Source organism: Niastella soli (genome assembly GCF_017742245.1).
GTDB lineage: Bacteria > Bacteroidota > Bacteroidia > Chitinophagales > Chitinophagaceae > Niastella > Niastella soli.
In genome coordinates, this window is sequence record NZ_JAGHKO010000014.1 from 407,542 (window position 1) to 430,673 (window position 23,132).

Here is a 23,132-nt window from a genome sequence, read left to right on the forward strand (position 1 = left end):
AAAGCTTGGTCACTTTTGATAACCGTGCTGTTTTGGGGAATAAGTGTGTTGATTTGGGCGATGAGTGTGGGGTCCTCACGGAGGACATCCTTGCCTTTGGTTAACGCTTCCTACTATCAAGGCGCGTTCGGGACTTTCACCATAGAGTTTGCGCCCGTGCCGGGGCGCACATAAAAAAGAGGTTGTTTCACACTTCATTTGTGAAAACAACCTCTTCGAATATCTGATTATGCCATTATTTTGAAAATTTATCAGGATTATCGGAAACCTTATAATAGGTCTCACTGTCAATTTTGATCACCTTCTTTTTGGGCGCTTTTTTATCAGCCATCGCTTTTATCTCATGTTCATCGTAATCAGTATCATTCTGTTTAATGGTTGTTATTTTACCGCCATCTATTTGAAAGGAACCAAATTGAAACGCTGGTTCCGATGCTGCAATCTTAAATCCGGTTAACTGTTTTGTTGATTGGATTTTCAGATATAGGATGTTTTTTTCAATCTTATAAACTCCGATAATACTTATTAACGGGTTTAATGCATTGTAGCTATCGGTGTTATAAATAAATCTCCCATCCTTAAAAAATTGAAAATTGACTTTTAGGGCAGACGCAACCACATCTGTATTTGCCTGCCAGACTCCAACAATTGTATTATTACTGATAGCAGGCGAATCGGTCAATTGCTGACTTTTAACCTGCATTGTTACGAACCACAATACAATCGCCATTGATAATGATTTAATAGCCATACGGTCCAATATCATGTGTGTTATATTTGTCTTCTTCAGGTGCATGGGTTTCAGTGCGTGGTGTTCGAATATAATATTTTACATGCGGATATAATTTATCACTAAACACTCCCTCTGCTCCAGGTGTCTTCCGTAATGCAAAAAAGCCATTTTTCACTCCAACATTAGCCATTTCGCCTTTTAAATAGTTTTCTTTAACTGAAAAGGTCACTACGTGTCCATGGCCTTTGGGATTAAAATAAACTGCAATGGCCAGTTCACCGTGGAAGGCGGTTCTATGGGCATCTTCTTCATTTACTTCTTTATATAATGACGATTCAGCGAATTTATCATACATCATATTGGCGGTGCCCTCAAAATGAAAGCCTTTTTCACCGGCAGCTGAGGCATAGGTGTACATTATATTCTGCGAAGCATAATTACAGAATGTCATACCATTCCTAGGCTGCAGATCGTCATTTTCTTCATTTAAAACCTGCGCTTCCTGGATAGCCGATTCATAATTCACCTTGTTTTGTCCACCCTGACATTCGTCATAGCCCAAAAACTTATACCGTAAAAAATACCCGCTTCCTTTTTGTTGGAATACCGCATTAGACCCATCATCAATATGTTTAACGAGTTTACCCTCTGTATCATAGAAATTGGTATTCACCGAATCTACACTGTTTCCATCGGGGTCAATAAACCTTATCGGGTTATCATAAGCATAAGTATAAGGAGAGAATTTTCTCATGGCATCTGCTTTCTGGTCGGGCACATGCCATCTTCCTATTTGCGCATCATACATCCTTGCTCCATAGTCATACCATTCCAGTCCACTCCCGTCATTAAACTCCCTTTCCTGTTTTTCCTTGTTATTATACCCATATTTATTTCCCAACAGATTAAGGGACCTTGAACTTATGCCGGCCATAGTTAACCCAAATGGATAATAATGCGTTTCTTCCAGCAACGGGCCATGGTTATGAATTACCTGCAGGTTATCGAAGTAAACCGGCACCGGGCTTTCGTTGCTTACGTACACATAAAGATAGCCATTCTTCGTGACCGGAATGTTTGGTAGTGTATGGCTTTCCACGGCATTTTTCCGGTTAACCCTTTCGAAACTGCCTGTTACATATTTAAAGTTATCATCCAGCAGGATCCAGTTAATATAAGCCCTGGGTGTTGTTCCCCCCGTACCGCGACCGGTATTGGTAAGGAAGTCATTTATGCCATTATAAATGGCTGCTGTATTGTTAAGGGTTTGGGCAGTGGCTACTTTACCGGCCGCCCCTGTTGGCCCGCCGAGCATCCCGGTTAACAGATCGAGTACCGGAACCTCATAATTACTACCATCTGTGTTGTTGTCGAAATAATATGATTTACCATAGATATCGACATTATCACCACTCATTACTTTCAGCGTTATTCCCAACCCGGTTACGCCAACTCCACTGCTCGCCTTCAGTTTGTACAGTTGCTCACTGTTAGCTGTGGCATTACTGTAATAGTTGGTGTTAACAGGTGGATCAGTAAAGCCAGGCCCACCGTTTTTGTTGATATAATTGGTAATACCGGTGGCCTCAGATCTGGGAACTATTTTGGTTGGGTCTATATTATAGTACTGGTTTTCGGTATAAACCGCATCCGTTGCACTACCCAGACTTCCCTCAAGCGTAGCAGCCGGATAAATATCCTGTTTTTGCTCTTCCGTCAATACCATGCGCACATTGTTCAGGTGGTCTTTTAAGAAGTAGTCATACTCGTAATGCGCCGGCTTTAGGGTTGTTGCCTCCAGGTAACGCAACCTGCCGTCGTTATAACCATATAACTGCAGTTTGTCGGTATATTGAAGCCCTGCCAGGCCCTGATCAGCATATTTTTTGGTTTCATATTGAAATCCATCCAGGTAGGTAGTGGTGGTAGTAATGTCTCCTGTATAAGTACCTTGATTGTAAGTTACCGTCACATTCTTTTCATTGGTAATTTTCTGCAGTTTCTTGCCTGCCGCATCATACACGTAGGTGACAGTGCCCTTATCGACATTATTGTTATCCTGCAAAGCTACCTGTTGTGGCAGATTGAGGTAATTATAACTGATGGCTCCGCCATTAGTGATGGCTGCTACCGTTCCGTTGATGTGTTTGTTTTTATCGGTGACCATATTACCATTGGCATCATAGCCATAGTCGTTTCCGCTGTTGTTGTCTGTAAAATCGCCCAATTGGTGATCAGTAGCAGCAGTTCCCTGTTCCATTACGCCGCTCAATTTGTTGCCATTGTTGTAATAGCTGTACAGCATATTGTCAATCTGGGTACTGCCCGTAACCTTCAACCCACATTGCTGCAGGCGTTGTATATTTCCATTGGCATCATAGGCCAGGTCAGCATGGATGCCGTCGCCCACTTTTATGGTGAAGTCTACTTTTGAATTGTTCCATAGATGATCGTCTGCATTGTGCTGAACAAAATCACCGCGTAACAGGCGGTTGGCCGCATCATAGGTGAAATCATATTTTCGCCTGATGTCATCGCCATCGCTTTTCCAAAGTATACCGGTTATATTGCCACTGTATTGGCTGTTATTAAAGGGCTGCCCTGTTTTATTGATAGTTTTATCATAACCCAGTTCATAACCGAAAAGAATACCGTCAGTTGTTTGTCCTTCCGTTACCAGGTAATTGCGGTTCATCCCGAGTACCCAGTTCCTGATATTATAATCGTAGGTAAGCGTTTGAATAGGGTCATTTGTATAACCAGTTCCGCTGGCATCCTTCTTTTTTCCCAGGTTCACTTTCCAGAGATGGCCAAGCTCATCATATTCCTTTGATACAATTTCAAGCTCGGGTTTATTTACCGGCACACCGTTTATAGTACTACTTACACTTTTTGTCTCAGCCATTTCCTGCCCAAGGTCGTTATAGGTTGTTTTATTAACCACTATATGAGTTTGGGTATTGGCGCTGCCTGCTTTTTCTTGTTTTTGTATAGCGACAAGCGGCTGCCCGCTGAAGGTATATTGACTGGTGAAAACATCCGTTCCACCAGTCTGGTTGGTGCTTTTCACCTGTATCATTCTGCCTTTTTCATCATACATATTTACAGTATACAGGTACTGGTTAGCTGTGCCCAGCACTTTTACCTGCGTCCAGGTGCTGCGCCCGTTCGTTTGTTTGCTTTGCACTACCGGATCGGCGTAGGGGAAACTGTTATACGAAGTATTCAGGTAATTACTGCTGGTATAAGCAGCATCCAGGTCGCCGGTAAGGTTGCTTGCCGCAGGAATGGTGGCGTACGTATCATACCCTGTTTTTGTAAGCAAAGTAAAGCCTGCGCCTGCAGGTATGGGATCGTCTACAAAGGTAGGATCGATAGTTGTTCCATTATCAGCTATTATTTCTGCAGTAAAATTCTGGCCTGAGGTAAAACCATCGTCAAGCGTAATATCATTGGTTGCCTGGTACACACCACTCATATTGGGGTCATGTAACGTAAATGAATACGGCAGCCCATTATTATTTGGATGAGTAAGGTTAAGTTGTAAATCTCCTGGCAAGCCTGTCCAGGTCATTAAGCCGGTCATTATCTCCCGGTTCCGCGAATCGTATAATCTGGCGAGCCACTCATTGTTCGGCCGCTGGTTGGCATCCTGGGTAAATACCAGGCGGTCGCGCACATCGTATATCATATAAACATCACCCGCGCCCGGAACTTTTTTACGGGTTATTCGTTTGCGTTCATCATACTCGTACCTGAAGCATTGTTCATTTAAGATATTCCCATTGAGGGCCATTATATCCCAGTTGTTTTGGGTAAGCAGGTTTACGCCTTCGGGTTGAATAACCGCCCTGAGCGAATTGAAATCATCATAAATATAATAAGTGCTTAACCAGCCGGAATATCCGGTGCCGCCGCCATCATCGGCAACAGCGGTAAGCTGTACTTTTTTCAAGATGAGTTTGTCTTCTTTGTCTTTAAACGTTATGATCTGGCTGCCTTTTTCATCCACGGTAATACTTTTAAACAGTTCACCGATGGGGTAAATACCATCTACTTTATAGGTTCCCCAACCACCGGGCACATCGGTTACGCTCCATATTTTCACATCATCAACAGCTGTATTGATCTTATATTGTTGTTCAACGCCGCGATCATGGCCGGCCCAGTTATCCCCGGGGCCGGTAGTTGTTTGCACCCGGTTCAATGGCGAAGGTTCAAAGATCGTTTTACCATAATAGAAGGACTCATCTCCATTTACCACTTTATGGAAATTATTTAATTCGCCCAGGGCATTGGGTTTATACCGTCCATCGCTGGCTGGAGATACATAGGGCAGCCAGGTGTTGGGCTGCCTGCCATATTGATCAAAAGTAACCGGCACCACCAGGTCCTGCTCATTTTTACCGGCCTGCATTGACACGGTTTGCATCAACCGGCCCAGTCCGTCGAAATAGTCAGTTACCTGTTTTACTTCGGCAACCGGCACTATGGCGGCGGCTGTTTGCGGATCATTTACCCCCGAATGAACAAACGACCTGGTACGGATATAATTGAGGTTTTCCACATCGAGTGTTCCGGTGCGGATAATACAAATATTAGTATACGCATTCTCTATGCCGCAAAGTACCCGACGCCTGAAGTAAGTGGTAGTAGTAATAACGTCGGGCTCATATGTTAACCCCTGCCCGACTGTACCGGGAATGTCAGTAAAAGTAGTTCCATCGTACGAGACCTGCCATTGATACTGGTAATTGCCATTACATCCGCCTCCCGAGGCAGCCCCTCCCGTTAACCTGCCGGGCTTTGAACCTGAAGGTATAGTGATCATATCAGGGAATAAGGTACCTGGTTCCAGTTTGGGCAGTACATTGACTAGTACAATACCACTATAAGCAGTTTTGCTGCTGGCTCCACAACCACTGGTCACCGCCAACCGGTAGTATTTTGAAGCAGTAAGACTGGCAGGCGTATACGTTGCACTATTGGCTCCAGGAATGTTTTCGGGATTATTAAATTTACTATTTAAGCTACTTTGCCATTGATATATATATGACCCGGCTCCGCCAATCACACTATTCACAGTAAGTGTAGCTGCGTTCGTGTTATAGAGTATGGTTTGGCTTACAGGTGATATAGTGCCTATTTGAATGTCCGGATAATCGGTCACAGTTATGTCTACAAACGGGAACGTAGGACAGCCGCCTGGCCCGTCCGAACAAAACCCACATATGGTGCTATTGCGAAAATGAACCCGGTAAATACCCGGTGTTGTAAATATCTGGGTAAATGACGGCTCATTAACATGGGCATCGGCAAAAACATTCCAGTTCACACCTCCGTTGCTACTGGCCCAGTAATGAGGTGTACCTATTCCGCCCTGACTGCTGATGGTTACCGGCTCACAAACATGTACAGTATAGGCACTTGCTGTAATGGTACCATCTACTGGTTTTGGATTAACTGTTACAATTGCATGGGCAGGATTTGACAAGCAGCCACTCGGGCTCAGCGATTTCACCTGTAATTGATGCGTGCCGGCAGCCCAATTGGCAGGTGTTGAAAATTGCTGCCCCGTGTACAACAAATTGCCATTGGCATCCAGCCACTGATAAGTATAAGTAGAACCCTGTGCCGTTAAATTAACAGACTGGTCCTCGCAAACCGGAGTAACGCCACTTATTGTAGGTTCCACCATGGTAACCTTTTCAAATTGAAGTGGAACAAATTCAGAGGAACCACATCCTCCGGGTGCACTCACTTGCGTATAATACTGAGTAGCATCATCAAATTGTGGAAATTCAAAATAGCCGGTTTTATTGACATCCAACACCTCATATCCCCAGGATGGATTCAATCTGGCCAGAATATAGGTAAGGTCAGGAACGGCACCATCGCTGGCCATTTGCACCTGACCATAGTATCCATCACAAGTGCGTGCATATTGTACCCATGTATTAGGAGTACCAGATATGGTGGCCGTATAACCCAGTCGTTGGCTTTCGCAGTCAGTATTGTAATCGTACCAGGAAACCCAAACCTGAGAACCATTGGTTGCCTGGAACTGATAAGTCGATTCAAAATTATTAGTATGATCCCAGGAATTTATATAATCTGATCGAAAATTATATTGGTCTGTTTCGTTATGGTACCAACGAAACTCACCCCATACATTTGAGACCCCATCCCAGTAATAATGCACTTTGACAGTTACCTGTTGAGGATAACACAATGCACCGTTGGGCGAGAACTGGGATAAATCTATAGGCGCATAACACTGCGCTTTTGCTTTATTAGTACAACAAGCTATCACCCCGATCAACAAGGCCAGCACACGGCTACGATATTTGAAAGAATTTATAAGGAAGTACATTAGCTAAGGCTTTAATTCTTAATGGTTAAATTGTAAGGCAGGAAGGACTATTGTTTATAATGGTATTTGTAAGTCTTAACAATATTCCCATCCTGGTCCCTGATAACAACCAACCTGCCGAGTGCATCGTATTCATAACGGGCAATGCGGCTGTCTTTATCACAACTGGTAATAATGCCTACCATTGGCACGTGACAATAGGTTTCTATTTCAGCATCCGTTGGATATAACCTGAGTTCATCAATAGAAGCGCCATTACCTGAAACCGTTACAGCGGAAGTGGTGTTCGGCAATATATGTTCGTAGTATGTCCAACCGCCTTTTGCCAAACCAGTATTGTTGGCAGGCACTGTTATTCCATTTGCCGAGACCGTTAATGCGCCTGTTGCCCAGTATGAAATAAGATATTGTTTGCCGGCAACCGGTGCAGCTGTAATTGTTTTGCCGGATGTGAGGTCGTATGATTGCTGACCGGTAATTTTATTGGTTGAGTTACGTGAGCCGTCGGAGATAATCCAGTTACCTTCATTCTCCCCATTTTCAAAACTGGTATAGGCCACTTCTGAAAGCCGGGCATTGGTTACTTTGGCAATGGGAGTGGTATGCAGGTAATCCCACAACCAGGTTTGTGCTATGCCATCGCGTGCTATTACCTGGTTAAGGTTACCGCCGTTAAACGTGTAGCTCAGTTCGTCGATGTATCTGCTGTCTTTGATAATGCCGGAACCTGAAACCGTTGCTGCTGAAAAACTGCTGGAAGGAGTGGCGAGGCTGATCTGTTGTCTTTTAACAGGAAACAACTTTCCGGCAGGATTGCTTCCGAAGTCGAATTTGGTGAAAGCGGCACTGAGCAATTTATCGTTGCGGTATTCAGCTTGTTCAATAAGCGGGTTCTGATAAGCATCCTGTAATGCAAGAATGGGCTTCAGGTCCGCATTGGCCGCGTTTTCAGCATTCTGATGACAGGTACTAAAATTATTATTAGCATCGGTAAAATCACTTCTGCGCGTTTGAATATAACTTGTTCTAGCCTGGCTTTGCCTGAACCGGTAGAGCTGATATGCCTGGTAACGGCAATTGATACCTCCGCTGCTGGTACAGGTATTTACCTGGTTATATAAATTTGCCAGGTTAGTGGATGCGGCACTGTTATAGGCTTGAATAGCATTGGCCAATGCGTCACAATTGGGCAACCGGAAATCAGCAGCATATTTAAAATTTTTGGCAATGGTCCCATCCCCTGTAGTGTGCGTTACTGACCGGGTTAACTGGTGGTGATAATTGCTGTTGTAATAGGAAACATTGGTGATAGAAATATTGTTCCCGTCTTGCAGATTGTACTGTGTTGAGATAACAGAATCCATAATTCTCCGGTACGACTTGAGTGTATATTCGGTGCCCCATATTGCATAAACATAGGAAACAGATGTAGGGCTGGATAAGGGAAATAAAGAAACCACACCATCTTCATCAGGATCGCTGCTAACGGTATAACCAAAACCCCGGTTGGGGGCTACCGCGTAGGCAATGTTTTTACAAATATATCCGGGGGTTACGATGTCGTCTTCCTGGAATTTCGGGAAAAATGATTTATCGGTTACGATCTGCCCATTTTCATTATAATGACCTTCATATTTCAATTCCCCCCTCATGGGCTCAAAAGGCAATGGCCCTTCGGGATAATTGGGAATGGAAGAAGAACATTCTCCGGTATTCAGGAACCTGGTACACACATCCGAGATCTGATTGTCCCAGATATCGGAACCATAATACCGGTAAACACTGAAACCATTACCAGGTTGCGTAACTTTTACTTCATAATACCCGATGTGATTACCCTGTGAGGTTGCCATTGGGCGGATGCTCGTTGGAGAAACAAGATAAGGCAACTCGGTAGAGCCGTCACAGAAAAGACATCCGTTCCGGCTGCACACATTCGCATTGGAGGTATACACACTGTTGCCGCACAATTTATACAGTTCATTTCTCAGCAATTGCAGATAAACGGGTTTGCTGTACAAAATACCCGTTTCACCAGGACCATAGGTGTAGTTGGAAACCACATCACGAGAGCCCATATCATCATTACTGGTTATTGTTTTTATACGCAAACCGCCAACCAGCGCCTTGTCATTAACATGAGTGGTCGTCCATTCGTAAAACGTACCGCTTGCTCCGTTGCCCGAGGAAGGATCCAATTTGGTTATAACTACCTGATAGGTACCAGCGGTTGGTTGAATAATTAGTGGTGGTTTTGCTTCCCCCTTTTCTGCAGAAAGACTAGCTACCAGGTTACTACCATTATAAACATCAAGCCGGGCGCTGCCGCCCTCGGCAGAATTGCTAATAATCATTTCATAAACGTTACCGGAAAAGTACATATCGATAGATTTCGTACCGGTAGGGTGGCCGTCATAACCGACGCTAGGCCCACCTCTGTAATCCCGGTTGTAGGTTTCATAACTAACAGCTACCTTATGGGGCTCATAATCAAATTGGGTAAAACCGCCGGTTGGGTAGGTGATCTTTTGCAAGGCACCGCCGCGCATAGCAGGCCAGTGTGCATCCCTGTCGGCTCCTGTAACGGTTTGCAAATTATAACCCGATTTTAAAGAATAGGTAGGAAAAAGCGTATTGTTATTGTCGGCTCCATTATAAAAACCCCAATGATCGAGACCAAAGCTTAATTTGCGTGCTACCTTTTCAGAAAAGTAATTAAACGTATAAGGGGGAACGGACACCGAGCCGTCGCAGGCTGTTTCCTGCACACTCTCCAGTTTCAGCCGGTATTTGTCTGATTGGATATTATCGCAAATGCTAGTGAATGAATTCCTGCACAGGTCACTATTTAAACCAGCGCCATCAAAAAAGTAGCTATATTTAAAATTATACTTTTTGCAGAAACCTGGCGATTGTATGGCAATAGAGCCCAGCGTTTTTGCATTTAGGGTAGCAAAAGCAGCATCGTCCTGCGTGTCGTTCCAGGCTTTATTCTGGAAACCGCTCATATCGGTACGGGAATCGCCGGGGTTAAGAACCATTTCTCCATTCTGGAAAACAATCCTGTTCAGGCGAACGCCATCAATAAAATTTTTTACAAAGTCGTATTCATAGCGCCAGTTGAAGTCACCGTTCTGCTGTTTTTGCGCACTCGATTTCGGGAAAGTAGAAACGGTGTAATAACTGTATTGTTCTTTTTGATAAATAAGGGTAATTGTTGAAAGCCCGTCGGCGGAAATAACCTTATTTAAATACCAGGAAGAAGTAGCCCCCTGGCCGGTGTAGTAGCTTTTGGCGCTTGTGAAATTTGTAATTTCAATGGCATCTATATTTCCATCACCCGATATATTTTGGCCAAATATGTATTTGGTGCCATCAGGTGTCGTAATAGTAAACCCATGAATTCCATAATAATCACCAGGGATTGGGTAATTAACTTCTATTTTCAAATCAGACTGGGGAACGAGAACGGGTGTTCTGTCGTCACTAAAATAAAACTTACCAGTATATCCATTAAAATTATAGAAGAATAAGTCTGGTTCTCCATCTTTTGTTCCTGCTGAAACGGCAGCATCGTCTGCCGGATGGAGCATGACAGGGTCGGGGCAATCAAAATTATCACAAGCGCCACCACCTACTGTATATAAATAGCTATAATACCCATAATCACTGTAATGGCCATACCTTGTATAAGCACCCAATGTTCCTTTGTCGTCAGGGGCGCCCATAATAGTGCGGGTAATTACGCCACCCGCATTCAATGCCCATCCGGCGCCCACCCAACTGGCCTGTTCCTGCACTTTTAAACCCGATGCATGATAGCTTAAACTCACCGGCATTTGAAGCGTGCCCGATTTTATAGTATATAGGGGGATATTAACTGCGGGTGTACCTGTATGATAACTGACCGGAATATCTCCAAATTTGGCGAGGGACGCTGCCGTCGGTGATGAAATAGATACAGACCGGCTGACATTTTCTTGTGCATTACCGGTCGCAAAATTAATCAGGCATCCAAGGGCAAAGAGAATCCTTTGCATTCTCATAAATACAGTTTAGATTGGGTTATTAAACAAATTATATGGCCATTAACTTTTCACTCAATGTGGCACCAGTTTATAGTCCCTATATTTCTAATTATATTAAGTTGGAAAATAAGAATGGTAATATTAGTTCCGCATTTCCCGTATAACCGCTTTTAATTCGGCAACTTCCTTTTTCAATGCTTCCATCTCCTTTATTTTTTTATCCTGCTCAATCACATACAATGTCAGTTCCTCAATCTTCTTTAACAGCGTAGCCTGGTTGTCACCTACATCCACCCCGTTCTTTTCTACTTCTTCAGCAGAAACCACTTCGGGTAAGTGATGGTATTGTTTGATGTATTGTTCTACTTCATTGAGGGGGCGCAGGCGGTACTCAGGATAAAAAACATAATCAGACCAGCCTGTTAAGGTTACTTTTACTTTTTGGGCAAGGATGTCACCCTTTACAGACAGCTTGGCCTGGGGATTAGCCGTGCCAATACCGATGTTTCCACCGTCACGATTGAGAATAAGGTCGCCCCAGGATGATCCTGATGATTTAACCGCCTGGAGACCTGCATAGCCGTTGCTAACAGTACTTAAAAAGGTCACAAGCGTAGTATATCCCCCCGCAGTGGCATCAACGCCCAATGTAATAGCCGCTGGATTTGTCGCATCAGCAACATGTAATCTACCCTGAGGAGCAACTGTACCGGTACCGATACCAACTTTGCCATCTCCGGTTATTCGCATATTTTCGGTATAAGCTCCGGTATTTTCTAAAACCTTTCCAAAAGAAATATCTCCATCACTCCCGTTACTGGTAGGATGAAAAACAGCCAATTCGCGACCGTTACCAGACATATCAATTCCGAAACCTGCCTGCACATTGGTAGCAATATTATTGTACACAAACAATCTTTTACCACCAGCGCCTGTTCCAAGGTCCAATAATGCCTGAGGCGTTGTGGTACCAATACCAACTTTACCAGTAAATATTTCAGTGCCAGCAGCAGCATTATATAACCATTGCGCAGATAAGGGAAGTGAACAGAATGAAATAAAAGCCAAACAGATCAGGTTAGACGAGATTATACGAAATTTCATAAAAGCATAAATTGTTGTTATTGTATAGAAATAAGTACCAGCCCGTTTTTTATGCAGTTCAGACGAGTGTGGTTAGACGAAGACAAATATAGGAGATGCATAAAAAATCAGTCTATCATTTGATAGTCGTGCAGATTTGGGGAATAAGTGTGTTGATTTGGGCGATGAATGTGTGGGTAATGTGATTTCATTCCAGGCACTAGCGGACGCTTGTGCCATATTATTTAATTTTGCACGCTTGCAAAATGTTACGCCGCATTGATCTTTACCTGGTACAGGAGGTTGCCCACATTATTGCTGATATCTTCCAGCAGGATACCTAAATCCTGCCGGCCCATCTTGCCGGAGCCGGTAATCCATTTGATAATAAAACTTAATAATGAGGTATGGTGTTCTGCCGGCACGAAGTAACTATCGAGTGGTAAAATGAATTCCTGGTATTTATTTACCAGCTCATTGATGTGCTCATTATTTTGCCCGGTAGCGTAATTATCCAAATGCGGGACCAGGTCCTTGTAAAACTTCCACCAGGTCTCAAAATCCCCATCATAATTGCTCAGGTTGCGCTTTCTGTTTTTCACCTCAGTTGATATATGCTTGCCGGTATCCTCCAAATATTGCAACGACTTGATGAGATTGCTTTCTTGCATACAGATGGCTTTAGGGAGCTCCTCTACGAATATACAATTTGTACCGCTTTTCCGATAACCGGGACCAATTATACAGTAAAGCGGCCACCCTACACAATGGTCCACGCCCCTACCCGCCCGGCTTTAGCCAGTTTGCCGGACTAATACTTATTTTCCAACGCAGATAATAAATTAAAAAAAATCGCATTATTAATAAAGGCGCGCCATTTCAACAACATACAGGGAATGGTTTAAACCCGAAAGGTCAATTTTGAAGCGTAACATTGTTATACACAGAAAAATAACATGGCTCTTATTATTTTCCGTGATTACGCTGGGCGTGGCCAGCGGGTTTATTTATTCCGGTAAAAAGAACATCGAAAAAAGCAGCGCCTTTATCAATCAAACCTACGAGACCATCGAGGCGCTTCAAATGGCTATAACCTCGGTATATGAAACCGGCGCTGTTTCCCACCTGCTTTTCGATTCCCTGGAAAAAATAAACCGCGAAAACAACGACCTCCGCAATACCCTGCCTGTTTTGCGCCAATATCTTGCCGCCAAACGCCCCAATGCAGCAACTGTTAAGTTATTGTACGCCATGCTCCATGAGGAAAAACAGTTGCTGGTAAAAAGAAAGGCTGCCAGCAAACTGGTGAACCAGCGTATGGCTGCGTTTTTGATCTCAGGCCGGGTGGGCGCTTTTTTGTTTGTGGTGATCATTCTGCTAATGGTAAATAAAGATATTAGCCGCCATAAAAAAACCCAGCGGCAATTGATGGCCGCCATTAGAGAGGCCCAACAGGCCCGCAGAATGCAGGAACAATTCCTGGCCAATATGAGCCACGAGATCAGGACCCCTATGAATGGTATCAAGGGCATGACCGATCTGTTGCTGGAAACCCCGCTTTCTGAAAAACAGCAGGACATGGCCGGCATGATAAAACGAAGCATTAATACCCTGCTGGTCATCATCAACGACATCCTCGATTTCTCTAAAATAAAGGCCGGCAAACTTCATCTTGAAAAAATAGACGTTGGCATCCGGGAAATATTGACCAGCACCCGGTCGCTTTTTGCGCACCCGCTCCATTCAAAAGGGCTGCAATTGCAAATAAGCGTAGATCCCGGTATACCTGAGCTTGTTACTGGCGACCCGCACCGGTTGAACCAGGTGCTGAATAACCTGCTTAGCAACGCCATCAAATTCACCAATAAAGGCACCATCAACATCGATGTGCGCATTCAGGAACAAACGGCCGACACCATGGTCATTTGTTTCAAAATAACAGATACCGGTGTGGGCATTCCCGAAGAAAGCATCGGTTATATCTTCGACAGTTTTTCACAGGCCAGTGATGATATTTCGCGGCGTTTTGGCGGCACGGGTCTTGGTCTTACCATTTGTAAACAATTGCTGCAATTACAGGGTGGCGATATTTCAGTGACCAGCGTCGTAGGCCAGGGTTCCACCTTTCAATTCTACCTGCCTTACGGTTTAAGCAACAAACAGGCAATGGAAACACCTGCTGTTGCAGCCATCCAGGAATACAAAAACCTGCTGGCTGGTAAAAATGTGCTGGTGGCCGAAGACAATGAAATAAACCAAAAATTAATTGAGTTCGTATTGCGCAAAGCCGGTGGATCCGTAACCATTGCTAATAACGGCGAAGAAGCCGTACAGCATTTACAAAAGGACAAAGTGTACGACCTTATCATTATGGACCTGCAAATGCCCAAAATGGATGGCTATGCCACTACCTACTATATACGCCATCAGCTCCGATTGACCACGCCCATCATAGCCATGACCGCCACAGCCATGAAGGATGAACAATGGCAATGTTTACATGCCGGCATGAATGAATACATGACGAAACCGTTTGAATTTGCCGAGTTGTACAAGCGCATTGTTCAGTTAGTTGATTAAAATCGGCAACCCGTCATCTCCTTAATTCCATAACGACCTTTGTAATTTAACACATCCTTGAGCGACGCCCTGTTTGAATTATGCAAGTGATTGTTTGAATTGGGCAATTCGTGTTCAGGCCCTCTTGATTAATTTAGTATAGCATTTAATCAACGCTATATGATAACACTAACTGTGAACGATCAATCTTATACGGTTGATGTAGAACCCACCATGCCTTTACTCTGGGTGTTACGGGATGTATTGCATTTAACCGGTACCAAGTATGGTTGCGGCATGGCCCAATGCGGCGCCTGTACCGTGCATTTAAATGGCGAGGCAGTACGCTCCTGTGTTACTACAGTAGCCCGGGCAGTCAATCAAAAAGTTATAACTATCGAAGGCCTTTCCAGCAATAATACCCATCCCCTGCAACGGGCCTGGGCTGAAGAAGATGTGCCACAATGTGGGTATTGTCAAAGCGGCCAGATCATGTCGGCAGCAGTATTGTTGCGCGAAAATCCCAATCCCACCGATCAGGATATTGATGATGCCATGAGTGGTAATATATGCCGTTGTGGTACCTATCAACGCATTCGCAAGGCCATTCACCGCGCAGCCAGTCTGCAAAAAGAAGGAGGTGTACAATGAGCTCAACCACTTATAGCCGGCGCCGCTTTTTACAAACCGGTGGCACCCTTACCGGCGGGTTGCTGGTATCGTTTTTTATTCCCGCCAGTGCCAAAAGGCTGGGTGAAAAAGCCGCTTCAGCCGATGTACTGTTTGTACCCAATGCCTATTTGAGTATCACCCCCGACAATAATATCAAGATCCTGCTGAGCCATGTGGAAATGGGTCAGGGTGTATGGACCACCCTGCCTATGCTGATGGCCGAGGAATTGGATTGTGACTGGGATAAGATCTCCGTAGAACATGCGCCTCCGGGCGAACCTTATAAACACACCGCTTATGGCATTCAGATAACCGGCGGCTCCACCAGCACCTGGAGTGAATTTGACAGGTACCGCAATGCCGGCGCCACAGCAAGGGCCCTGCTGGTACAGGCCGCCGCCCAAAAATTGAATGTACCGGTGAGCGCTATCAAAACTGAAAAAGGGTTTGTAATAGCCGGCGACAAACGCATTTCCTATGGCGAGCTTGCCGAAGCTGCCAGCAAATTGCCAGCGCCCACCAACGTTACGTTGAAAGATAAAAAAGACTGGCAGTACCTGGGTAAACCCATGCGGCGGCTCGATGCAAAAGCCAAAACAAATGGCGCCGCCAAATTCGGATTGGATGTGTATTTCCCCGATATGCTGATAGCTGTAGTGGCCCACTCCCCCGTCTTTGGTGGTACGGTTAAAACATTCGATGCCTCTGCGGCCAAAGCCGTGAAAGGGGTGCGGGATGTGGTGAAAATACCCACCGGAGTGGCCGTAATAGCCGATCACTTCTGGGCCGCTAAAAAAGGAAGGGACGCCCTGAAAATAGACTGGGACCCAGGTGCAGGCAAAAGCTTTGACACTGTCTCCCAATTTCAGGAATATAAAAAACTGGCGGGCACCAAAGGCACGCCTGCCGGTAAGGCTGGCGCTGTTGATGAAGCCATGCCTAAAACAACCAAAAAGATCCAGGCTGAATACATCTTCCCTTATTTGGCGCATGCCACCATGGAGCCCATGAACTGCACAGTGAAGGTAACCGGGAACACCTGTGAGATCTGGACCGGCACGCAAATGCCCGGGCTCGACCAGGCCGCTGCGGCCAAAATACTGGGCTTTAAACCAGAACAGGTTACCCTGCATACCCAGTTCCTGGGTGGCGGTTTTGGCCGAAGGGCGACCCCAGGTTCTGATTTTGTGAGCGAGGCGGTACAGGTGGCCAAGGCAAGTGGCAAACCCATAAAGCTGGTATGGTCGCGGGAAGATGATATGCGCGGGGGGTATTACCGCCCGGCATTTTTGCACCAGGTAACTATTGGCCTGGGCAACGATGGTTTACCTGCCGCCTGGCAACACCGCATCGTTGGCCAGTCGATAGTAGCCGGCACGCCTTTCGAAGGGATGATCAAAGATGGGATTGACGCCACTTCGGTGGAAGGCGTGAATGACTCGCCTTACCTGGAAAGTATTCCCAATTACTCCATTGAACTGCATTCGCCCAAAACACCGGTCAGCGTTTTATGGTGGCGTTCGGTGGGCCATACCCACACGGCCTTTGTAATGGAAACACTGATCGATGAACTGGCCACTGCCGCGGGCAAGGACCCCGTGGCCTATCGCCGAAGTATCTTAAAAAGCAAACGGCACCTGGGCGTTCTGGAGCTGGCCGCCGAGAAAGCGGGCTGGAACAATCCATTGCCGGCCGGACAATTCCGCGGCATCGCCGTACATGAATCATTTGGCAGTTTTGTGGCCCAGGTGGCTGAGATCTCCATCGATAAAGGCCAGCTTAAAGTGCATCGGGTGGTTTGTGCGGTGGATTGTGGCACAGCCATTAACCCCGAAGGCGTGCGGGCGCAAATGGAAAGCGGGATCATCTTTGGCTTAACAGCGGTCTTGTATGGAGAGATCACTTTGGAAAATGGCCAGGTAAAACAACGGAACTTTCATGATTACAAGATCCTGCGCATGAATGAAGCGCCGCTGATCGAGGTACATATTCTGGAGAGTGGAGAAAAAATGGGTGGCTGTGGTGAACCGGGTACACCGCCGATAGCACCGGCCATTGCCAATGCCATTTTCGCGGCTACCGGGAAAAGGGTACGTCAATTACCATTGAAACCTGCTGATCTTAAGCAGGCTTGATGGCACACAATAGGCAATGGGGAAAAGGCAGAAGGCCCCCCCACGCTCTTCGACCGCCATAGCCGAAGGCGACGGCGGTAAAGCTTCGGCGGGCGATGCAGAAGGCAGAAAACAAAAACGGCTGCAAGCAAATACACCAAAGAACAAAAATGCATTAACAATATGAGAACCGGTAGAATCACGCAATGCTCAATAGGTATTATTGTTGTTTTAACAGCAGCCTCCCTGTCATTCAACAAGGCAAACAAGGTTACTAGTGATCGCAGCGTATCGGAGAATGCCTTTTTGCAGGTATACAAGGTGTTTATGTCGCCCCGGTGTATGAACTGCCATCCGGCGGGTGATGTGCCTTTACAGGGAGATGACAACCACCTGCACCCACAAGGGGTAAAACGAGGGGCAGATGGCAAGGGTGTTTATGCGCTTAAATGCGCCAATTGTCACCAGCCGCAAAACACCCCGGGGCTGGATATGCCACCCGGTGTACCCGACTGGCATTTACCACCTGCCGATATGCGGATGGTGTTCCAGGGCAAGACTGCCCATGAGCTGGCCTTACAAATAAAAGATCCCAAACAAAATGGTGGCAAATCGCCTCAGGACCTAATTGAGCATATGAAGACCGATCTGGTTAAATGGGCCTGGGAACCGGGTGATGGCAGAAACAAGCCGCCGATGTCGTATAATGAGTTTTATAATCAGTTTAAGTTGTGGATCGATAAGGGTGCGGTTGTTCCTAATTAGTTTGTAAGTTATTTAGTTTGTTGGTTATTGAGCTATAGGGAATATCCGGTGGACTCGAGCGGTTCTACATTTCGTCGCCAAACTTGGCGAGACGGTCGCCGGTTGAATCTATTTGAGGTTCGCTACTATTTTCACAACTCTCTTTCAACATATAAACCCAATAACTTAATAACCTAAGAACTAAATAACTTAAACTGTATTTCCTTGTCAATCCCTACGAAGCTTCGCTTGGCGGGATGCCGATCGCTAGCGTCGGCACTGGTTAACTGGTCAACAGGTCAACTGATCAACTTCAATCTTCTTTGTCAACGTGTTAACCTAGTCCATATCATGTCACGACTGCTATTTAATTAGCTCCATTCCCGTTGAATTGATCAAGCATTTTGGTTAACGAAACCACCTTCTCCGGATACGCATTCGCCAAATTGGTCCTTTCGCGGGGATCATCTTTGAGGTTGAACAACTCAAGCTGCGGGGTGGCAATATCATGTACAGCACGACGAAGCTTCCAGTCACCCACCCGGATAGCTTCGGGAATACCATAGTTCACATAATAAATGGGACTGTGCTCAAAATGACTATCCTTACCGCTTAACAACCCGGCAATGGATTCTCCGTCGATGGTCCTGCCGGTTGGTAATGGCAGCTTCAGCCATTCAGCCAGCGTAGGCAACACATCCAAAGAAGTAAATGCATTAGTGAGTGTACGGGCAGGCACTTTATTTTTCCAGTATACAATAAAGGGTACGCGATGTCCGCCCTCATAACTCTCCCCTTTCTTCCCCCTGAAAATACCTGTACTGCCCACATGCCAGGGTTTGGTCAGGCTGTCGCCCAACATCCGGCCCGGAAAATCGATCCAGGGACCGTTGTCGCTGGTGAAGATAAAAATGGTATTGTCGGCCAGTCCCTTTTCTTCTAGGGCTTTCCAAACGGCTGCCGTGCTGGCGTCGATCTCCTCCACTACATCGCCATACAACCCACCGGCAGACTTCCCTTTGTATTTTCCGGAGGCCGCAACAGGCAGGTGTGGCATGTTGTGGGCCAGGTATAAAAAGAAAGGTTTCTGTTTTGACTGCTGTTTGATAAAATTTACGGCTTCCTTAGTGTATAGTGTCGTTAGACTGGTATCGCCCGGACTGGTTATTACAGGGGTTCTGTCGCGGTAGATCTTTAGCACCGTATCCGTCTTAACATAAGGCGCTTTATAATCATGACTGTAGAGCAATCCATAATAATGATCAAAACCCTGGGCTGTTGGATAATTATAGGGTTGAATATCACCCAGGTGCCATTTGCCCACCATGAACGTATTATACCCCGCTGGTTTCAGCATTTCGGCAATGGTCACATCTTCATCGGGCAAGCCTATTTTATTACCAGGCGGAATGGGGGCATTCAACTGGCTGCGGGTGCAGTACCGGCCCGTTAATAACGATACACGCGAGGGCGTACAGGTGGGCGAAGAAACCATATACCCGGTGGCCTTGGTGCCTTTGCTGGCCATTTTATCGAGAAAGGGAGTTTGAATAAGCGGGTTGCCATAACAACTGAGATCACTGTACCCCATATCGTCGGTGAGTACAATAATGATATTAGGACGCTGGGCGGCTGCCATCAACAAATACATGCAGAACAGGGCACTAAGAAGCAGTCGTTTTTTCATAGTTGTGAAGATAGGTATTTAGCGAATCAGGCTCCAGTATTACCGGAACCTCTTGCCTTAACTTGGGCATAAGAACCTTATTTATCACGTTAAAACAAAAACTACATGAAGAGGAATCGACTATTTCCTGTGGCCCTGTTTATTGCTATAAACTTTATAGCCTGTAAAAAAAGCAGTACCGTAGAGGTCACCCCAGACGACAACGCCGCCAGGGTGCGCGCCTACATCCTGAACCTGGGTTTCCCCGCCAGTGAGATCGAGGACAAACCGGGCGAATTTATAGTGGAGGGCGATATCTCCTTTCCCAAGAACATGGAAGTGCCGGATAAGAGTGCCGAACAATATTATACCGGCAGCCTGGTGAGCAGCACCAAAGTGACCAACATCCGCTTAAAAGTAGATGCTACCATGACCTCTATGCAATCAGAGATCAACTCAGCCATTGACCAATGGAACAACATTTCCGGTAGCCGGATCCACTGGACCGTTGTTACCGGCACTTCTTACGACGTGCTGATCATCAACAGCAACCTGGGCTCCGGGGTTTGCGGATCGGGGACTTTCCCTTCCGGTGGTAATGCCGGTGGCACCATCCGGATCAACAAGAACTATATTGCCGGTAATAGTTTTGCGCAACGGGCCCGCACTATTTGCCATGAAATGGGGCACAATGTCTCCTACAGACATACTAACTGGGCGGCTATCGGCGAATCATCTGCAACGGCCGTACCGGGCGTTGGCGGCACCGATGCGTCCTCAATTATGAACGGGGGCCAGTGCGGCAGCGGCGCTACCGTGCTTTCAACAAAAGACAAACAGGCGGCAGTAGCATTGTATCCTCTATAGCCTATTTGGGTATTTTAACTGCCTTTCCACTCCGGCATCCCTGGAGCGGAAAGGCTTTTTTATTTACTGCATTCCCTAACGGAAATGTGCATTGTTTTTTTATTCTTATCATGGAAGAAATACGTAAATTTCTAGCGCCGTAATTGCTAACTTATGCCAAAGCATTATTTCGACCGGTTGGAATACATCGATCGCCTTATCCGCATGAAGGGAACCGGTACACCAAAACAACTTGCAGAAAGGCTTCACATTTCAGAGAGTTTATTATACGAGTATTTATCATTTATGAAAGAACAGGGCGCCCCCATTGTTTACAGCAAACTGCGCCAAAGTTATTATTATGAACGCCAGGGCGGATTTAACCTTCGCTTTATAAATGCCAGCACTACGGGGGAAAATTGATTTTAACTACATACGAGTAAAGGCGCCAGGCAGCTCCAGTGTTACACAAATATTCGCTGCTTAAGTGTTATTTTATTGTCTATTTTTTTGTCAAACTGTCACATACTGTTGTTATTTATATATAAAGCATGCTTTCACGGAAAACAGATCTTCTTTCCGATCACTACTCTATGACAACAACTCGAATGTCTTTACTCAATTAAATCTTTCTTTGATCATTTAAATTTTATAACATGAAAAAGTGGAAACTTATTCTAGTATCCGCTGCTGTAGCAGTGGGTATCGGAGGTGCTTTTGCCTCCACCAAACAAAGCCAGATGTGTCCGTACTATACTCAATATCGCATATTCATGGGCGGGTATGTGGAGGCTGGTGAAGATGGGGTAGATTATGCCTGCGTAGGAGGTTCTGGGGTATGCACCTATTACCGACCAAGCCTTTCATCGCCCTATCTCCCCTGCCGCACGGGCGCCTACTACCCTTTAAATCTTCTAAATAAAAAGAAGTGATCATCTTCTTTCGTTTTGATACATCAGCTTATTGAACCGGATCACCTGCTCCGGTATCGGTAATGCGTATTTGCCGCTGTTGGGAAACAGCTCATAGCTATTCTCCTGTACTTTATGCTTCAGTGTTAGCAAAGGACCCTTTTTGTTTAACCGTCGGATATCAGTCCACCTGATGCCACGGAAAACAAGCTCCTTTCTCCTTTCCAGCAAAATTATCTGCAACGCCTCTTCAGGTGTGGCTGCAGTATAGGGAATATATTGTCCTGTTTTCCAACGGCTTTTTAATAATTTATTTAAAAGATCGAGCCCTGTATTTACATCGCCCAGCCGCGCATTACATTCCGCTGCGATCAAATACAGCTCCGAAATACCCATACCCGTAAACGGATGTAATTTGCCATAGTAGCTGGCTTTAAAAGAAGCCGGCGAAAGCCTTGTAAAAAACACCGTCCGGCGCAGATCACCGGGGGAATATTCGGCCAGCAAGCCTGAATCCACCAACGCCTGTCTTTTAACCATTGCATCATACAAAACATCTCCATCGCCAGCCATCCGGCTTTGGTAAAGCGTTTCAATATTGGTGGTGGCGAATGGCAAATTGGGCATGTATAAACCGGTATTAAAATCTATCAGGGTATCAAATAACGCCAATGATCCGGAGGCGTCATCTAGCGCTTCTTTATAAGCGCCCATACTTAAATACACGCGTGCGCGTAAGGCATAGGCTGCCGGCCGGTTGCTTCTATTGCGATGCACGGGGTCAATCCCTGCAGGCAAGAGATCAATAGCGTTCGTCAGATCTTCAAGTACCCTGTCATAAACAGCCTTCACCGTACCCCGCGGCAGCGCTTCATCCCGATCGATCGTCAGGCGAAGCGGAATACCCGGATAATCCCCGGCAGTAAGGGAATCATACGGCAGGGTAAACACCTGGGCTGCATTAAAAAAAGCAAAGGCCCGTTTAAACAGGGCATCCCCGGCTAAGGGAGCTAACAGCTTATCATCGATGCTGCCACGCAACCGGTCTACTCCTTTCAACACATTGTTTGCATAAAAGGCCTGGGTGTAGGCGTTATTCCAGTCGGGGACCTCCTCTTCCTGATCAAATGAAAAATCGGCATACTTATAGGCATTGGTTATGCTTTGCTTCATACCCGGGAAGGCAGCATCGGTAAAGTAAAACTCATCGGCACAGATAAAATTTAATGAGGTGGTTGAGGCAAACACCTCCTCATTATCCAACAAGGCCTGCATATCCCCGGGCGTGGTGGGCACAATAATGGCTGTAGTGGGGTTTTCTTTTAACAGCTCTTCTTTATTACAGGCTATAATTTGCCATAAAACAAAAAGCGCAACAGTATATTTCATAACCAGTTTGTATC

The 23,132-nt window shown here is 45.7% G+C and carries 14 protein-coding genes; 7 read left to right on the forward strand and 7 right to left on the reverse strand.

What is annotated here, in order from left to right:
• Positions 1 to 235 precede the first annotated feature (235 nt).
• From J7I42_RS30605 to J7I42_RS30625, 5 genes are all read right to left on the reverse strand, one after another.
• A complete protein-coding gene (locus J7I42_RS30605) occupies positions 236 to 730 on the reverse strand; it encodes a hypothetical protein (RefSeq protein ID WP_209143478.1) in 495 nt (164 codons plus the stop codon).
• Between the two features lie 10 nt (positions 731 to 740).
• Positions 741 to 7,106 carry a DUF6443 domain-containing protein gene (locus J7I42_RS30610; RefSeq protein ID WP_209143480.1) on the reverse strand — a complete coding sequence of 2,122 codons (6,366 nt, stop codon included), beginning with the start codon at positions 7,104 to 7,106 and terminating at the stop codon, positions 741 to 743.
• Between the two features lie 47 nt (positions 7,107 to 7,153).
• The gene (locus tag J7I42_RS30615) at positions 7,154 to 11,152 is read right to left on the reverse strand and encodes an RHS repeat domain-containing protein (RefSeq protein ID WP_209143482.1); all 3,999 of its coding nucleotides are present in this window, start codon (positions 11,150 to 11,152) and stop codon (positions 7,154 to 7,156) included.
• A gap of 123 nt (positions 11,153 to 11,275) precedes the next feature.
• Complete coding sequence (locus J7I42_RS30620) at positions 11,276 to 12,238, reverse strand: hypothetical protein (protein ID WP_209143484.1); 963 nt, start codon at positions 12,236 to 12,238, stop codon at positions 11,276 to 11,278.
• A 248-nt stretch (positions 12,239 to 12,486) separates the two neighbouring features.
• Complete coding sequence (locus J7I42_RS30625) at positions 12,487 to 12,888, reverse strand: hypothetical protein (RefSeq protein ID WP_209143486.1); 402 nt, start codon at positions 12,886 to 12,888, stop codon at positions 12,487 to 12,489.
• Positions 12,889 to 13,138: 250 nt separating this feature from the next.
• Here J7I42_RS30625 and J7I42_RS30630 point away from each other — a divergent pair, with 250 nt between their 5' ends.
• From J7I42_RS30630 to J7I42_RS30645, 4 genes are all read left to right on the forward strand, one after another.
• Positions 13,139 to 14,797, forward strand: coding sequence for an ATP-binding protein (locus J7I42_RS30630; RefSeq protein WP_209143488.1), 1,659 nt, complete (start codon positions 13,139 to 13,141; stop codon positions 14,795 to 14,797).
• Between the two features lie 159 nt (positions 14,798 to 14,956).
• Positions 14,957 to 15,427: a (2Fe-2S)-binding protein gene (locus J7I42_RS30635; RefSeq protein ID WP_209143489.1), complete on the forward strand. Its 471-nt coding sequence runs from the start codon at positions 14,957 to 14,959 to the stop codon at positions 15,425 to 15,427.
• Positions 15,424 to 17,583: a xanthine dehydrogenase family protein molybdopterin-binding subunit gene (locus J7I42_RS30640; protein WP_209143490.1), complete on the forward strand. Its 2,160-nt coding sequence runs from the start codon at positions 15,424 to 15,426 to the stop codon at positions 17,581 to 17,583. Before J7I42_RS30635 ends, J7I42_RS30640 begins: the two co-directional genes overlap by 4 nt.
• A 162-nt stretch (positions 17,584 to 17,745) precedes the next feature.
• Positions 17,746 to 18,327: a hypothetical protein gene (locus J7I42_RS30645; RefSeq protein WP_209143491.1), complete on the forward strand. Its 582-nt coding sequence runs from the start codon at positions 17,746 to 17,748 to the stop codon at positions 18,325 to 18,327.
• A 346-nt stretch (positions 18,328 to 18,673) separates the two neighbouring features.
• On the opposite strand, the gene J7I42_RS30650 is transcribed toward J7I42_RS30645, so the two are convergent.
• A complete protein-coding gene (locus tag J7I42_RS30650; RefSeq protein WP_209143492.1) occupies positions 18,674 to 19,993 on the reverse strand; it encodes a sulfatase family protein in 1,320 nt (439 codons plus the stop codon).
• 105 nt (positions 19,994 to 20,098) lie between these two features.
• Here J7I42_RS30650 and J7I42_RS30655 point away from each other — a divergent pair, with 105 nt between their 5' ends.
• The 3 genes from J7I42_RS30655 (at position 20,099) to J7I42_RS30665 (ending at position 21,750) form a co-directional block, all read left to right on the forward strand.
• Positions 20,099 to 20,839 (forward strand): M57 family metalloprotease, encoded by a 741-nt coding sequence (locus J7I42_RS30655; protein ID WP_209143493.1) that lies wholly within the window; start codon positions 20,099 to 20,101, stop codon positions 20,837 to 20,839.
• Positions 20,840 to 20,992: 153 nt separating this feature from the next.
• Positions 20,993 to 21,241, forward strand: coding sequence for an HTH domain-containing protein (locus tag J7I42_RS30660; RefSeq protein ID WP_209143494.1), 249 nt, complete (start codon positions 20,993 to 20,995; stop codon positions 21,239 to 21,241).
• Positions 21,242 to 21,474: 233 nt separating this feature from the next.
• On the forward strand, positions 21,475 to 21,750 hold the full coding sequence (locus J7I42_RS30665) for a DUF6520 family protein (protein WP_209143495.1): 276 nt from the start codon (positions 21,475 to 21,477) through the stop codon (positions 21,748 to 21,750).
• Here J7I42_RS30665 and J7I42_RS30670 read toward each other — a convergent pair whose 3' ends face one another.
• Positions 21,751 to 23,118: a RagB/SusD family nutrient uptake outer membrane protein gene (locus J7I42_RS30670; protein ID WP_209143496.1), complete on the reverse strand. Its 1,368-nt coding sequence runs from the start codon at positions 23,116 to 23,118 to the stop codon at positions 21,751 to 21,753.
• Between the last annotated feature and the right edge of the window lie 14 nt (positions 23,119 to 23,132).

What these genes read in the sequence shown, in the direction of transcription:
- J7I42_RS30605 (WP_209143478.1), bottom strand. Translation starts at nt 730, where the DNA reads ATGGCGATTGTATTGTGGTTCGTAACAATGCAGGTTAAAAGTCAGCAA.
- J7I42_RS30610 (WP_209143480.1), bottom strand. Translation starts at nt 7,106, where the DNA reads ATGTACTTCCTTATAAATTCTTTCAAATATCGTAGCCGTGTGCTGGCC.
- J7I42_RS30615 (WP_209143482.1), bottom strand. Translation starts at nt 11,152, where the DNA reads ATGAGAATGCAAAGGATTCTCTTTGCCCTTGGATGCCTGATTAATTTT.
- J7I42_RS30620 (WP_209143484.1), bottom strand. Translation starts at nt 12,238, where the DNA reads ATGAAATTTCGTATAATCTCGTCTAACCTGATCTGTTTGGCTTTTATT.
- J7I42_RS30625 (WP_209143486.1), bottom strand. Translation starts at nt 12,888, where the DNA reads ATGCAAGAAAGCAATCTCATCAAGTCGTTGCAATATTTGGAGGATACC.
- J7I42_RS30635 (WP_209143489.1), top strand. Translation starts at nt 14,957, where the DNA reads ATGATAACACTAACTGTGAACGATCAATCTTATACGGTTGATGTAGAA.
- J7I42_RS30640 (WP_209143490.1), top strand. Translation starts at nt 15,424, where the DNA reads ATGAGCTCAACCACTTATAGCCGGCGCCGCTTTTTACAAACCGGTGGC.
- J7I42_RS30645 (WP_209143491.1), top strand. Translation starts at nt 17,746, where the DNA reads ATGAGAACCGGTAGAATCACGCAATGCTCAATAGGTATTATTGTTGTT.
- J7I42_RS30650 (WP_209143492.1), bottom strand. Translation starts at nt 19,993, where the DNA reads ATGAAAAAACGACTGCTTCTTAGTGCCCTGTTCTGCATGTATTTGTTG.
- J7I42_RS30655 (WP_209143493.1), top strand. Translation starts at nt 20,099, where the DNA reads ATGAAGAGGAATCGACTATTTCCTGTGGCCCTGTTTATTGCTATAAAC.
- J7I42_RS30660 (WP_209143494.1), top strand. Translation starts at nt 20,993, where the DNA reads ATGCCAAAGCATTATTTCGACCGGTTGGAATACATCGATCGCCTTATC.
- J7I42_RS30665 (WP_209143495.1), top strand. Translation starts at nt 21,475, where the DNA reads ATGAAAAAGTGGAAACTTATTCTAGTATCCGCTGCTGTAGCAGTGGGT.
- J7I42_RS30670 (WP_209143496.1), bottom strand. Translation starts at nt 23,118, where the DNA reads ATGAAATATACTGTTGCGCTTTTTGTTTTATGGCAAATTATAGCCTGT.